Annotated in this window: 12 protein-coding genes and 1 riboswitch; of the genes, 7 read left to right on the top strand and 5 right to left on the bottom strand. The window is 36.2% G+C overall.

What is annotated here, in order from left to right; genetic code table 11:
• Positions 1–427 precede the first annotated feature (427 nt).
• Entirely contained in the window at positions 428–2314 is a 1887-nt protein-coding gene (locus tag QNH24_RS19595) for a sensor domain-containing diguanylate cyclase (RefSeq protein ID WP_283869174.1), read from the top strand.
• Positions 2315–2637: 323 nt separating this feature from the next.
• On the opposite strand, the gene QNH24_RS19590 is transcribed toward QNH24_RS19595, so the two are convergent.
• Positions 2638–3117, bottom strand: coding sequence for a GAF domain-containing protein (locus tag QNH24_RS19590; RefSeq protein WP_283869173.1), 480 nt, complete (start codon positions 3115–3117; stop codon positions 2638–2640).
• A gap of 24 nt (positions 3118–3141) precedes the next feature.
• Positions 3142–3936, bottom strand: coding sequence for a histidinol-phosphatase HisJ (gene hisJ, locus QNH24_RS19585; protein ID WP_283869172.1), 795 nt, complete (start codon positions 3934–3936; stop codon positions 3142–3144).
• Positions 3937–4190: 254 nt separating this feature from the next.
• Here hisJ and ezrA point away from each other — a divergent pair, with 254 nt between their 5' ends.
• From ezrA to QNH24_RS19560, 5 genes are all read left to right on the top strand, one after another.
• Positions 4191–5891 carry a septation ring formation regulator EzrA gene (gene ezrA, locus QNH24_RS19580; RefSeq protein WP_283869171.1) on the top strand — a complete coding sequence of 567 codons (1701 nt, stop codon included), beginning with the start codon at positions 4191–4193 and terminating at the stop codon, positions 5889–5891.
• Between the two features lie 118 nt (positions 5892–6009).
• Positions 6010–6483: a GNAT family N-acetyltransferase gene (locus tag QNH24_RS19575; protein WP_430674196.1), complete on the top strand. Its 474-nt coding sequence runs from the start codon at positions 6010–6012 to the stop codon at positions 6481–6483.
• Positions 6484–6780: 297 nt separating this feature from the next.
• Positions 6781–7941, top strand: coding sequence for a cysteine desulfurase family protein (locus tag QNH24_RS19570; RefSeq protein WP_283869169.1), 1161 nt, complete (start codon positions 6781–6783; stop codon positions 7939–7941).
• Positions 7938–9146, top strand: coding sequence for a tRNA uracil 4-sulfurtransferase ThiI (thiI, locus tag QNH24_RS19565; protein ID WP_283869168.1), 1209 nt, complete (start codon positions 7938–7940; stop codon positions 9144–9146). Before QNH24_RS19570 ends, thiI begins: the two co-directional genes overlap by 4 nt.
• Positions 9147–9459: 313 nt before the next feature.
• Positions 9460–9678 carry an alpha/beta-type small acid-soluble spore protein gene (locus tag QNH24_RS19560; RefSeq protein ID WP_012295642.1) on the top strand — a complete coding sequence of 73 codons (219 nt, stop codon included), beginning with the start codon at positions 9460–9462 and terminating at the stop codon, positions 9676–9678.
• A gap of 84 nt (positions 9679–9762) precedes the next feature.
• Here the strand turns inward: QNH24_RS19560 and thiE are convergent, their stop codons facing one another.
• From thiE to thiM, 3 genes are read right to left on the bottom strand one after another with little or no spacing between them, the layout of a single operon-like run.
• Positions 9763–10395 carry a thiamine phosphate synthase gene (gene thiE, locus QNH24_RS19555; RefSeq protein WP_283869167.1) on the bottom strand — a complete coding sequence of 211 codons (633 nt, stop codon included), beginning with the start codon at positions 10393–10395 and terminating at the stop codon, positions 9763–9765.
• Positions 10385–11209, bottom strand: coding sequence for a bifunctional hydroxymethylpyrimidine kinase/phosphomethylpyrimidine kinase (thiD, locus tag QNH24_RS19550; protein ID WP_283869166.1), 825 nt, complete (start codon positions 11207–11209; stop codon positions 10385–10387). The genes thiE and thiD overlap by 11 nt, the downstream gene beginning before the upstream one ends.
• Complete coding sequence (thiM, locus tag QNH24_RS19545; protein ID WP_283869165.1) at positions 11209–11964, bottom strand: hydroxyethylthiazole kinase; 756 nt, start codon at positions 11962–11964, stop codon at positions 11209–11211. The genes thiD and thiM overlap by 1 nt, the downstream gene beginning before the upstream one ends.
• An 89-nt stretch (positions 11965–12053) precedes the next feature.
• A riboswitch (TPP riboswitch) is annotated at positions 12054–12152 on the bottom strand.
• A gap of 247 nt (positions 12153–12399) precedes the next feature.
• Between thiM and mbcS the strand changes: the two genes are divergently transcribed.
• Entirely contained in the window at positions 12400–13986 is a 1587-nt protein-coding gene (mbcS, locus tag QNH24_RS19540) for an acyl-CoA synthetase MbcS (protein ID WP_283869164.1), read from the top strand.
• The last annotated feature ends 109 nt before the right edge of the window (positions 13987–14095 follow it).

Raw genomic sequence — 14095 nt, 5'->3', positions numbered from 1 at the left:
ACAAAAACCAGTAGTACCCATTCCTATATGCATTTTATTTTCATGTACTTTCGCCTATGCAGCCGTTAGGTTACACAATACACCATCTATTTTGTTGTTATGTGAACTAAGAAGTTATACACCACTTAATAGAGGAATAAAATACAGGTATAAGCTTATACCACTGCTGCGTTTATTTTACACAACCTACATTGTAACTGCTATTGGCATTGACGTCAATTATTAGACAAACTATTTTTAAAGTGGTCATATAGTAGAAAATTCCTCTCTATACATTTTACACTATCCCAAAATAGTTAAAGATACGGTGAGAAATGTAAAATGTAAAAGTAAAACAGAATTACATAGTCAAAATGACACAAATTATGTATAATATATTATAAGTTAATAGTAATTGATTTGGACGTTATATAGAAAAGGTGATTTCATGACAGACCATTTACAAACGCTAAAATATATAAAATCAGATGTTTTGAGCTTTTGGGTGAGTTCGAAGGAAGAACAAGCCGGTTTTAATGAGTACTTTTATCCATTAAAACAGTGTCTAAAGAAGCACTTGCAAATTGCTAATGCAGCTTTTCTCAGTTTCGAGGGTAATTCCTTAATACCAGTCGAAGAAATGGCTGCTTTGACGATTGAAACAAAACTAAATGCTGTGTCATGGTTAATGATTGAAGCTAGCTTTTATCAACAAAAAGTGGTGAAAATTCCTTATATATTAAAAGAAAAAGAAGCCTATGCGATGATGACAGATATGGTGCTTTTTCAAGCAGATGGCAAAAATCCAATTGGGGTGTTACTCGTTGAGGCAACAGATGCTTGGACAGACTTTATGTCCTCGGATTACGGGGATGAATGTGTGGAAACGCTTACGAAGGTTTTACAGATGATTAGAGAGAATCTAGAAGTAAAAGTGAATGAAGATCAGTATAGAAAATTATATAATATGACTGATTTGTTTCATTCCACGATGGATATTGATTTAATTTTGGAAAATGTCTTGAAGAATATTAAGGATAATTTCCCAGAATTTAATGTAGAGCTTATTTTATCGAATGATCAGGACCGCCATACGACTATCGAGATTAAGCTTTTTGATTATTTATCTGAAAGGCCAGCAACGATTGAGGCTTTTGTATCAGGAGAATTGACAACGGAACTTGCAGGCGATTTGAATTGTCGATTATTGAATGCTCCTATAAAAGGGAGACAAGCAATTTATGGCATATTACAAGTAAGTGCACCTACAACATATCTTTTTTCAACGACCGAAAAGGATTTTGTGCGTATGCTAGCACAAGCATCAGGAAATGCACTCGAAAATGCAAAATTATATCATCAATCGCACCGCCTCGTAAGTGACTTACAACTCATCAATGAAACATCACATCGATTAAACATGAGGATTGACATTCATGAAATGTTACTTTTCCTACAAAAACAGTTAATGAAATCTTTTCAGCCAATGGAAGTCTGTTTTGCATTTAAAAATAATGAAACCTTTGAAGTGACTGGCGCTAGTACAGCATTATTTAACTCACAAGAGGGTATAACATATATCAAACATGTTGAACAACATTTTGAGCATACCAATGATCCACTATTTATTGCTGATTTCAGCAGATTAACCCCTAGTCAAACTGAATATCGATCAATTATGGCAATCCCAATTTTAATGGAGGAAAAAATAAATGGCTTTAGTATTGTATTACACAAAGAGCCTTATTTCTTTTCATTTGATAGCTTTAAATTAATGCAATCTTTAATTCATCATTCGTCTTTAGCAATTGCAAACTCAATTTTACGAAATCAACTTCAAGAAATGGTAGATTTGGATCATCTAACAAAATTATATGCAAGAAGTTATTTAGATCAGTATGTTGAAAAATCGCTTAAGAACGATAAATCCGGAATGTTCTTGCTGATTGATATTGATAACTTCAAACGTGTTAATGATACGTACGGTCATCAAATTGGTGATAAGATTCTTATACAAATTGCGGTACAATTAAAAGAAACAATTGGCACGCGAGGTATTTGTGCGCGCTGGGGTGGAGAAGAAATGTCCGTTTATGTGCCAAATATTAATGAAAAAGACGCCATAGAATTGGCAGCAACAATTGTTGCAGTCATTCCCAAAGCTACAGATCCAAAAGTGACTATTTCGGCAGGTCTTATTACTTGGGATGAACAATATCGCCCTGCGTTTCAATCTGTATTTTTACATGCTGATACTGCATTATATCAAGCAAAAAATAGTGGTAAAAATCGTTTCTGTATTCATGACCGCGAATCCGTAAAAACCAATGTTTAAATGGAATAACACATTGCATCCTTTCTATATAAATGAATTGCCCTGAAATGACAATTGTTAAACCATTTCAGGGCAATTTTTATTTTGATTTCAGTAAATCTTTACTGTGTGAAAGCCACAAATATTTTTGTACCGAGAGTGAAGCGTCAGGTACAGTAAATTCGTTGTAATAGAGGAACTCAACTAAAATCTTCACATCCTGTAAAAACGCCTGAGTGACATCCATCGTGGTAGCCTAAAGCCCCCGATGAGTCACAAATTTTAAATAGGAGCTTTTATAAAAAAACCTGGACATACTTACGCTGGGGTGTAATTGATGCTTTTTATAAATGTAGAAGTAGCGTATGGACGAATAACTCTAATCCGTCTTGATCATCTTTTGAAAATCGATTAACAATTGGACCGTCGATGTCAAGAACACCTATCACTTCTCCGCTTTTTATTAAAGGGATAACGATTTCTGATTGTGATGCCGCATCACAGGCAATATGTCCTGGAAATTCATGTACATCTTTAACAACGATTGTTTCCTTTCGAGCTACAGCTGTTCCGCAAACACCGCGCCCAGTAGGAATTCTAACGCAGGCAGGTAAGCCTTGGAATGGACCCAGCACTAACTCGTCTCCTTGTAAGATATAAAAACCAACCCAGTTAATGTTAGTTAAAAATTGATTCAATAATGCAGAGGCGTTGCTTAAATTGGCAATGCGATCTGTTTCTCCTGTAAGTAGGGCATCCAATTGTTTAGTCAATGAATGATATTGTTCAGCGATAGGGCCATCATAATGAATTTTCGTAAACATACTAGCACCTCGTTTAAAAGTTATTTATTTTGGAAATATAACATGGTAGTGTTGATGTAAATCACTGGCACTGTGCGCATCTGAACCAAAAACAGCAGGCAATCCTATAGATTTACTATATTCAATAAAGGCAAATGGTGGATAAGGTTCCTGACAATGTGCTTTACTTAAACCAGCACTATTTATATCTAGCTCATAGCCATCTAGCTTCATACAATCTAAAACTTCTCGAATCCTCTCAATGTCATCAACTTTTACTTTATGTGCTAGCTGAAACTTGTGAACAAGTGAGGGGTGTCCGATACGTTTAGGCTTATATTTTCCTAAATCTGCTTTAATGGATTGTAGAACCGTATCATAATATAAATGATAAACCTGTTCAACAGAGCCTACTTTTTTAGAAAAATCGATAAAGCTTTCTGGAGAATAATCGATACATTCAAATGTATTTTGCCATGATAAAAAGTGGACTGATAAAATAGAGTCATTTAAATAATGTCCATATGTATCCAAAAATTCACGTGTTTCTTGTTCAAAGCCATGAATGTAGTCAACCTCTAATCCAATATGAATACGAATGTCTCGTGCATATTGCTTTTGCAGGCACTGCAGATCGTTAAGATAAGACATTAGAAATTCTGGATTCATACCACTATCTTGTTCTGGTGTAGGGTCAATAAAACCTGATGGTAAAGGCGCATGCTCCGTAAACGTAATATCAGTGAAGCAATTAGCAATTGCTTTCTCAATATATTGCTTAAATGTATCAGTAGTACCATGTGGACAATAAGGACTATGAATGTGTCCGTCTCGTTTCATTAAATTACCACTCCCTGTGTTTTTAATCAATCAAGATTAAAGCCCCCAGCAGATGTTAAGGATTTTGAAGAGAAGCTTTTCAAGCGAGCTCGAAAAAATCCGAACGTTATTAATACTATGGCGTAAATTGATTATACCTGAGCGTTGTCATACACTTTTCCGAAAAACGCTTAAATTTTAGTACAAAAGGCGAAAACATAGTATATAATAAATACAACTAGCCAATTCGTTTATTGTAGAATAGGAGGCTTACGATGGAGTATATCATCATTCCGGTTGTCCTACTATTAATTTTAGCTATAGTGGGATTTATGATGCGACGAAAACATACAACAATCATTGCAAAGCTTGAAAATGAAAAATTACAAATACAAAATAACCCCATAAACGAGGAAATTTCCAAAGTAAAATCTTTGAATATGAACGGTGAAACAGAAGAGATGTTTGAACGATGGCGTAATAGCTGGGATGAAGTCATCGATGTACATATGACAAAAATTGATTCGCTGTTATTTGATGCAGAGGACCAAATAAATAGACTGCGTTTTAAAAAAGCAACACTCATTGAACGTGAGATAGAGGATTATATTCAAAAGTGTGAACAGGATAAAGATAAAATTTTAGAAGAATTAAATGAATTAATTGGCAGCGAAGAAAAAAACCGTATAGAAATTGAACAATTAAAAGAATATTATCGCTCTGCGCGTAAAACCTTGTTAGCCCATCAACATTCATTTGGTGTAGCTTTACCAGCATTAGAAAATAGACTGGAGACATTCGTTCAAAAGTTTGATGAATTTGATGTACTGACAAGCGAAGGGAATTATTTGCAGGCAAGGGAGATTGTAATTAGCCTAAACCATGAATCGCAACAAACATTTGACTATATCAATGATGTACCAACGATTTTAACAGAGCTGCAAGTAAAGCTACCTGGAGCTGTACAGGAATTGCGTAGTGGTCAGCGTGAAATGGAGGATCAATCCTATTATTTACAGCATTTGGAGCTAGCAGAGGCACTAAATAAGTTTGAAGAAGAATTTAAAACATTAAAAAACGAGTTAGCGGAGCTTAATTTGACAGATGTTAAGCCGCGTGTTGCTGAAATAAATGAAGAAATTGATCGATTCTACGATTTACTGGAAAAAGAGGTTATCGCTAAAAACTATGTTGACCAAAATTGTGATCGCTTACTAAGTTCAATTACCAATGTTATTACTTCAACAAGATTGGTTAGTGATGAAGCGACTTATGTGCAACAAAGCTATCATTTAAATGAAAAAGATGCTGAGATTCCAAAAGCGGCTTTAAAGCAATTAGAGGCATTACAGCGACGTTATGAGTTACTTGCAATGCGTGTGAAAGAGGAGAAGTCTGCTTACTCAAGCTTGCAGGAGGAATTAATTGAAATTAGTGATGAGCTTGAACGAATTCATGAGGAACAAGGGCATTTATCAAATACGATGAAAAAACTTCGTATAGATGAGAATAAGGCACGTACACAAGTAGAAAGCCTAAAGAAAGCATTGCAAGAGACAGATCGACTTTTAAATAAGGCCAATATTCCTGGTATACCAGATGAAATGGATGCGCGTTTAGATGAGGCGGCAGAGCATATCTATGTAGTGATGCAAAGCTTGCAAGAAGTACCTCTTAATATGGGAACAGTACATAATAATTTAACGGCTGCTACCCTTTGTGTGGAGGATGTAAAAGAAAAGGCGAATGAATTGATAGAAAATGTAATGCTAATTGAACGGATTATTCAGTATGGAAATCGTCATCGTGTAACAAATCCAAATTTGAATGCTCGTTTAAAAGAAGCTGAAGTAGCTTTTCATCAATTCCGTTATTCCAAAGCACTAGAAGAGGCTGGAACGGCAGTTGAAGAAATGGAGCCAGGCGCTTTAAAACGAATTCAAGAGCTCGTTGCAGAGGAATTCATGTCAAGATAGTTAAGACACAGCCATATAAGAAATTTCATCTGCTGTCTAAAAAGTATACGAATACTTTTTAGACAGCTTTGTTTTTGAAATCAGATGGATACGCTGGATAGAACTTCGAAATGAAGGAGTGGGGAAATTGCCATTTTTTATTAGGGAAATGACTGAAAGCTATGCGACTGATATTGTAAGTTGGAAATATGAAACTCCATATGATTTTTATAATAACGAACATTCTGAGGAATCAATAAAAGAGATACTTGATAATCCATATTATTCAATTGTTAACGACAAAGATGAACTTGTCGGTTTTTTTTGTACAGGAGCATCTGCACAAGTTCCTAAAGGGCATGACTATGGGGCATATCTAAACGAATGTATTGATGTAGGTATCGGGATGAAGCCTGAATTAACAGGGAAAGGTTTTGGTACGGAATTTTTTACATTTATCCTAAATCAAATACAACAAAATAATCAGTACCCTCTCCGCTTAACAGTTGCTAAATTTAATACGAGAGCTATTCATCTTTACGAAAAATTAGGCTTTAAAAAAAGCATGGAATTCACAGCAACAAGCGCATTTATAACAATGTTGAAAAAATGAATGTATCGTTTACTTTTGGGCGTTTCCAGGAAGTAAAAGCCCTGACGGATATCACATGAAGAGGGATTTTACAAGCAAGCTCGAAAAAAATCTGGACGCAATTATGCTAAGGCGTAATTGATGGAAATAATTTTTCCCACTAAAATAGTTACCATTCTATGAAGGATGGTTTTTCGCCATAAAAGTAAATAAATGAGTAACTAAATTAGAATAATCGTTAAAGTTAGTAGTCAATTGTTCAAGATTGCGTTATGATAAATACCGTTAAATCAACGTTTTGAAAGTGTGTGAATTTTAATGGAAGTAAAAACAATTTATTTAGATAATAGTGCAACCACAAAGCCTTTAAAAGAGGTCATGCAAGCATTTATGGTAGTGAATGAGCAGTATTATGCCAATCCCGCTTCCATACATGCAATGGGTGTTGAAGCAAACAACTTATTAATGCGTGCACGTGAGCAAGTAGCAGATATTTTGCAGACAGAAGCAAAAAATGTGCTATTTACATCAGGTGGTACTGAATCCAATAATACAGCAATTTTGGGTCTGGCTCACAGCAATACACATAAAGGCAAGCATATTATAACGACTGAAATTGAACATCCCTCTGTTCTAGAGTCCGTTAAACAACTTGAAAAAGAGGGCTTTGAAGTAGAATATCTACCAGTGGATCAAAATGGAGTGATTTCATTAGATGATCTTCGAGCAAAAGTACGTAAGGATACCATTTTAGTAAGCATAATGCACGTTAATAATGAAATGGGCGCAATTCAGCCCATATTTGAAGCAGCTAAAATTATTCATAACATGAGCAGGGCTGCTTTTCATGTGGATGCTGTTCAAAGTTTCGGAAAATTACCTTTAGCATTTAACCATGAGGATGGACCTGACTGCATTTCCATTTCTGGGCATAAAATTCATGGATTTAAGGGCTCAGGTGTGTTAGCGTTTCGGACACATATGAAGTGGCAGCCATATGCACTTGGCGGTGGTCAGGAATATGGATTGCGCAGTGGGACAGTGGCTGTTCCGCAGGCTGTCGCTTTATCCAAAGCTGCTCGTATTGCAGTGGAATCTAGGGTGGATCAGGAAAAAAAATATCGTAAATGGCATGATGAAATATGTCTACAGTTACGTGAATATGGAGAGGCAGTGCATATTTTATCTACGCCTCAGGGAGCAGCACATATTTTATCTTTTAGCATTCGTGATTTAAAAGGTGAGGTTATTATTAATGCCATGCAAAAACGTCAGGTAATCGTTTCTACATCAAGTGCTTGTTCGTCAAAGCAAACAAAAACAAGCCATGTGGTAGAGGCCTTAAAACTTGATGAGCATTTTAAAAAGGGTGTTATCCGTTTAAGCTTTGGTGCCTATTTATCGGATGAGGATATTGCAAAATTTAAAGATGTATTAAATGAAGTAATGATGGAACTTAAAGGAGAACATATACAATGATTTGGAAAGAAATTTTAATTCGTTATGGCGAGCTTTCAACAAAAGGACGCAATAAGATGGATTTTATCCGCCGATTGCGTGAAAATATTCGTCATGCATTTGCAGATTTGGGACATTTACACATTCGTACAGAGCGTGATCGGATGTTTATCGCTATACAAAATGAAATTCAAATGAATGTTTTATTAGAAGGATTACCTAAAATTTTTGGCATACAATCTTTCAGCCCAGTGGCAGCATGTGAAAAAGATATTGAAGCTATGAAAAAGCTAGCCATTACAATTATGGATACATTTAAAAATGAGCAGCTTACCTTTAAAGTAGAGGTGAAGCGCACAGATAAAACTTTTCCATTAGAATCTCATGCTATTCAACGTGAAATTGGCGGCTATGTTTTACCAAATTACAAAAATCTATCTGTAAAGGTAAAGAATCCTGATATTGAGCTTCGTGTAGAAGTGCGTCATGATGCAACTTATATGATGGCACAAGTGATTCCAGGTGCAGGTGGAATGCCAGTAGGTTCTAATGGGAAATCGCTGTTAATGCTTTCTGGTGGAATAGACAGTCCAGTCGCTGGCTATTTAATGATGAAGCGTGGTGTGCGCTTAGAGGCGATTCATTTCTTTAGTCCACCATATACAAGCCAAAATTCATTGGAAAAGGTAAAGGTACTAGCAAATGAATTAACGAAGTTTGGCGCAAGTATTCGTTTACATGTCATTCCTTTTACTGAAATACAAGTACTGATTAAAGAAAAAGTACCTTCAAATGTATCAATGACAACAACTCGCCGCATGATGTTAAAAGTTGCTGATAAGGTACGGGAGGATATAGATGCACTAGCAATTGTAACAGGTGAAAGCCTTGGACAAGTGGCAAGTCAAACACTTGAAAGTCTTACTGCAATAAATGCTGTAACCAATACACCGATTTTACGTCCCTTAATCTCAACTGATAAATTAGAAATTATCAATATTGCTGAGAAAATTGGCACATACGAAACATCTATCCAGCCATTTGAAGATTGCTGCACCATTTTTACACCTGCAAGTCCAAAAACAAAACCAAAACTTGAGAAGGTTGAGCATTACGAAAGCTTCTCGGATTTTGACGAATTAATTGAACGAGCTGTGAAAAATCGAGAAGTCTATATTTTCCCGAAAAAAGAACAAGAAACCGATAAATTTGCAGATCTTTTATAACGAGAAGAAATTTATATTGATTCAGCAAAAAACTTCTATCCCTATAAATAGTGGGGTGTTTGTATATCCGCTAAATCAGAATAAATCCTTGGTAGATGTCCTAGATTTTGAAGAAGAGTTAGTTGAATGAGCTTGAAAAAAATCTGGTCATAATTAAACTTGATATAAATTAAATGTAAGTCGTCTCAAAAGCTAAATTTGAGGCGGCTTTTTTTAATTTCCCCTATTTCCTGTGGAGGTACAATTTACCTCTAAAAATTTTGTATTAAAAATCTAATATCGCACATTCTATATTCACAAGGAGGTGAGAAACATGGCTTCAAACAACAACCGCAGTTCAAACCAGCTTGCAGTACCTGGTGTACAACAAGCACTTGATCAAATGAAATACGAAATTGCACAAGAATTTGGTGTTCAATTAGGAGCTGACGCTTCAGCTCGTGCTAACGGTTCCGTTGGTGGTGAAATCACTAAACGTCTTGTACAAATGGCAGAATCTCAATTAAAAGGTATGCCAAACAACAATCAATAATTGCTGAATAAGTAATTATTAAGCTTAAAACCAGTGACCGTAAAAGGCACTGGTTTTAGTTTGCTTACATTTAGTTTAATTATCCTAAATAAAAAATGATTTAAACGTTGCTATTGTCTGGGAAATATCCTCACTATCACAAATAGCAGAAATAACAGCGATACCATCCGCACCAGCATCAATAACTGATTGTCCATTTGAACAATTTATGCCTCCAATTGCAACAATGGGAAGCTCCGGATTTTCAATGCGGAGGCCCTGCAAGAATTTCGTTCCACTTGGCGTTTTCGCATCGCTTTTAGAAGTGGTTGCAAAAATGGGACCAATTCCTACATAATCTGCTCCATATTGTAGAGCAGTTTCTAATTCAGCATGAGAATGAACTGAAACACCTAGTATCATCTTTCCAATTTTTTTACGAATTTTAGATACAGGGAAATCCTCCTGACCAATATGGATTCCATCTGCGTTAAGTTTTACTGCAAGCTCTACATCATCGTTGATAATAAACGGCACATTATACTGCTGACAAAGCTTTTGACAATGACGAGCAAAATTTTCATATTCTTGTCCTGTTAATGCACAAGGTCCCTTTTCTCGAAGCTGAAACATGGTGATCCCATGCTGTAAAGCTTTTTCAAGAACTTGTATTGGCTTCTGATGGACAACATTACCTGTGCCCATTATAAAATATAGCTGTAAATCCTTACGATTCATGAATAATCACCTCACAGGTCTCCTTATAGTTTTGATAGGCAAAATGATTTGTCGGCCCATGCCCATTACCTAGAGCTAAATCATACGTTATTGCTAATTGAATAAATTTTTTTGCTTCGATAATTGCTTCTTTTATAGGAAGACCGCTGCCCAAAAAAGCAGTTATGGCTGCTGAAAACGTACAGCCAGTACCATGTGTATTTTTTGACGCAATACGAGGAGTTTGCATAGAAAAAGACTGTCCATTTTTAAAAAATATATAATCAATGGCAAAATTCTTATCTGCTAAATGCCCTCCTTTTATAATGACACATTGTACTCCAGTTTGTAACAAGAGCTTGGCTACTTCTTTTATATCAGCTAAAGTGTTAATTTCTTTGCCAGTAAGCGTTTCGGCCTCCGGGATATTCGGAGTCACAATGGTTGCCACTGGCAGTAGATGATTAATGATGGCATCGATGGCATCTTGTTGCAATAAGCTTTCTCCGCCCTTTGCAATCATCACAGGATCTACAATAAGCGGGACTTTTGTATTAGCCGTCATTTGTGCAACAGTTTGAATAATGGCTGAGGAAAATAGCATGCCTGTTTTCACCGCACTAATTGAAAAATCCTCCAATAGTGCCTGTAGTTGTTGCTCAACAAAGCTTGCCTCAATGGGCATTACCCCTGATACACCAAGTGTATTTTGAGCGGTCAAAGCTGTAATGACAGAAGTTCCAAACACCTTTAATTCCTGAAAGGTTTTTAAATCAGCCTGTATACCAGCACCACCGCCACTATCAGATCCAGCAATTGTCGTAACAACCTGCATTATCGTTCACCGTCCTTTGAAAGACGATATAGTTCATTCAATATAGCAATTTGAAAATCACCGATGTATTGTGTAGTAGAACCGGCTTGTTCAGCAATTTTTTTATAACATCTTAGTACATCTACTAATTGGTAATAGGGCTGATTGTCGGATACAAAAGCAGCGCAACAAATGGCACTTAATAAGCAACCAGTACCAGTGACCTCTGCCATATGAGGATTTCCACCTGTAATCCATTGCTGGTGATTTCCATCAGTTATAAAATCTTTTTCACCTGTGACAATCACTATACAATGATACAACTGAGCAATTCTCTTCGCTTCATCCTCTAAGGAAATGGAACCTGTTCCACTGTCTACACCTTTTTGCTGCCATTTTATGTTGGCAATTGCGGCAAGCTCTCCAATATTGCAGCGAATTACTGCAAATTCAATCTCTTCTAACAGTTGTTTTACAGTTTGTTTTCGGTAGGTAGTGGCTCCAGCGCCAACTGGATCTAAAACTACAGGTATGCCAAGTGCATTGGCTTTTTTTCCTGCAAGTATCATGGATTCTTTCGTTTTGTCATTAAGGGTACCAATATTTATCAATAAGCTTGAGGCAATTGCAACCATTTCCTCGACCTCGTCATTGCCATCAGCCATAACTGGTGAGGCACCAATTGCTAATAGACCGTTTGCTTGAAAATTTGCCACTACATAATTTGTAATGCAATGAATTAGTGGGCTTTTTTTACGGATAGTTTGCAAAATCATTTTAAGTCCTCCTTTGTTGGATGGACGTAAGCGTGCAAAAAAGGCTCTTTTTTGTGCAAAAAATACACGCAAAAGAGCCTTTCATCAGTGAATAGATGTGAATTGCTCCCTACGTCAGTGTTAACTAACAGGTTCAAAGGGTCAGGTTTTACCTTCTCAACTCCAAATGAGTCCCCCTGCAATCATGCTTTTAGTTGACCAAAATGTACCATACTTTTCTTTCCTGTTCAATAGATAGTTTTTATCTTCATTCAGCAAATGTACTTCTGTAGCAACAGCTACAATTACACCAAGGCGAAATGATTGATGAACGTGACCGATGCCATATAGCAAAGTATGATAGTTGTCATGACTTTTCTAAAATAGAGTGCGAACCATTGAAAATAATAAAAATGGAGTTTTATAATGAGTCATAGCATAAGGGAGGCATTTGCCATGAAAAGACAGGATTTAATTGCACCTGAATGGTACAATATTACAGAGGAAATTGAAAAATATGCACAGGATGCAAACAAGAATGCGCTCATTATTTATGATGAAAATGATGATGTTCAATTTATTACATACGCACATTTACTTGCAAAGGCAAATCAGGCAGCACATGTTTTTACAAAACAAGGTTTAACAAAAGGTGATGTACTTATCGTGATGGTGCCTAGATCAGTAGAAGCCTATATTGTCTATATTGCCGCTCTAAAAGCCGGTATAACAATTATTCCTAGTTCAGAAATGCTAAGAGCAAAGGATATAGAATATCGTATAAACCACGCTAATGCAAAGGGCATTGTTGCTTATGAGCCATATATTGAGCAATTCGATAACGTGAAAAACTTACAGGGCTTGCAGCAATTCGTAATAGGTACTGCTCATGAACCTTGGCAGTCATTACTTCAAAAAATGCAAGAACAACCAACAGACTACATAAGTTCAACTCCAACGAAAAGTTCAGACAAGGCATTTTTAGCTTATACAAGTGGTACAACAGGCAATCCTAAGGCAGCCGTACATACACATAGCTGGGGATATGCACATTTACGAGCAACAGCTCCAAATTGGTTAGGCGTACAGGAAGATGACATTGTTTGGGCTACAGCAGCTCCAGGTTGGCAAAAATGGATTTGGAGTCCATTCCTTGCTACATTGGGAAGTGGTGCAACCGCATTTGTGTACAAGGGTAAATTTAATGCAGCAACATATCTCACACTTCTTGAGAAATTCAATATTAATATCTTGTGCTGTACACCAACTGAATATCGATTTATGGCTGCATTAGAAAATTTACAAGATTTTAATTTAGAAAGTGTTCGTGAAGCTGTCTCAGCAGGAGAGCCTCTAAATAGCGATGTAATAAAAGTGTTTGTGGATACTTTCGGTTTACAGGTAAGAGATGGCTATGGGCAAACTGAAAATACATTACTGGTTGGAACAATGGTAGGTATGGAGGCTAGAATTGGCTCAATGGGAAAACCAACTTCAGGAAATACAGTTGATATTATAGATGATTTTGGAAATCCTGTTTCAGTTGGAGAAGTAGGTGATATTGCCGTTCATCGTGAAACGCCTGCGTTATTTAAAAAATATTTACATGACCCTGAGCGTACTAGCTTACAATTTAGAGGAGATTGGTATATCACTGGTGATCGAGCATATAAAGATGTAGATGGTTATTTTTGGTTTGAGGGGCGAGGAGATGATGTTATTATTTCATCTGGCTATACAATAGGACCCTTTGAAGTAGAAGACGCTCTCATCAAACATGTTGCAGTAAAAGAAGCGGCAGTTGTAGCAAGTCCAGATGAGGTTCGAGGAAATATTGTAAAGGCATTTGTGGTACTTATTGATGGAGAAATAGGAAATGATAATCTTATTAAACAACTTCAAAATCATGTAAAAGCTTTAACAGCACCATATAAATATCCTCGTGCCATTGAATTTGTAACTGAATTGCCAAAGACTTCTTCAGGCAAAATCCGTCGTATTGAATTGCGTCAACAAGAGAAAAATAAATGTAATATTAAATAGTTACAGATTTACTTTTTGTCGAAAAAAATAATTCACAAATAATTTCCTAGGAAATAATGTCGAAAATCAAAGTTCATGAATTTTTACTGAGCTTTGATTTTTTTATGAT

The sequence above is a fragment of the Lysinibacillus pakistanensis genome (assembly GCF_030123245.1).
GTDB lineage: Bacteria > Bacillota > Bacilli > Bacillales_A > Planococcaceae > Lysinibacillus > Lysinibacillus pakistanensis.
Note: the sequence above shows the minus strand (reverse complement) of the source record. Positions and strands in the feature narration are given on the sequence as shown.

Coding starts and splice junctions, on each gene's coding strand:
- thiE (WP_283869167.1), bottom strand. CDS start 10,395: ATGAATCGTAAGGATTTACAGCTATATTTTATAATGGGCACAGGTAAT.
- mbcS (WP_283869164.1), top strand. CDS start 12,400: ATGAAAAGACAGGATTTAATTGCACCTGAATGGTACAATATTACAGAG.
- QNH24_RS19595 (WP_283869174.1), top strand. CDS start 428: ATGACAGACCATTTACAAACGCTAAAATATATAAAATCAGATGTTTTG.
- QNH24_RS19570 (WP_283869169.1), top strand. CDS start 6,781: ATGGAAGTAAAAACAATTTATTTAGATAATAGTGCAACCACAAAGCCT.
- thiD (WP_283869166.1), bottom strand. CDS start 11,209: ATGCAGGTTGTTACGACAATTGCTGGATCTGATAGTGGCGGTGGTGCT.
- hisJ (WP_283869172.1), bottom strand. CDS start 3,936: ATGAAACGAGACGGACACATTCATAGTCCTTATTGTCCACATGGTACT.
- thiM (WP_283869165.1), bottom strand. CDS start 11,964: ATGATTTTGCAAACTATCCGTAAAAAAAGCCCACTAATTCATTGCATT.
- QNH24_RS19560 (WP_012295642.1), top strand. CDS start 9,460: ATGGCTTCAAACAACAACCGCAGTTCAAACCAGCTTGCAGTACCTGGT.
- ezrA (WP_283869171.1), top strand. CDS start 4,191: ATGGAGTATATCATCATTCCGGTTGTCCTACTATTAATTTTAGCTATA.
- QNH24_RS19590 (WP_283869173.1), bottom strand. CDS start 3,117: ATGTTTACGAAAATTCATTATGATGGCCCTATCGCTGAACAATATCAT.
- thiI (WP_283869168.1), top strand. CDS start 7,938: ATGATTTGGAAAGAAATTTTAATTCGTTATGGCGAGCTTTCAACAAAA.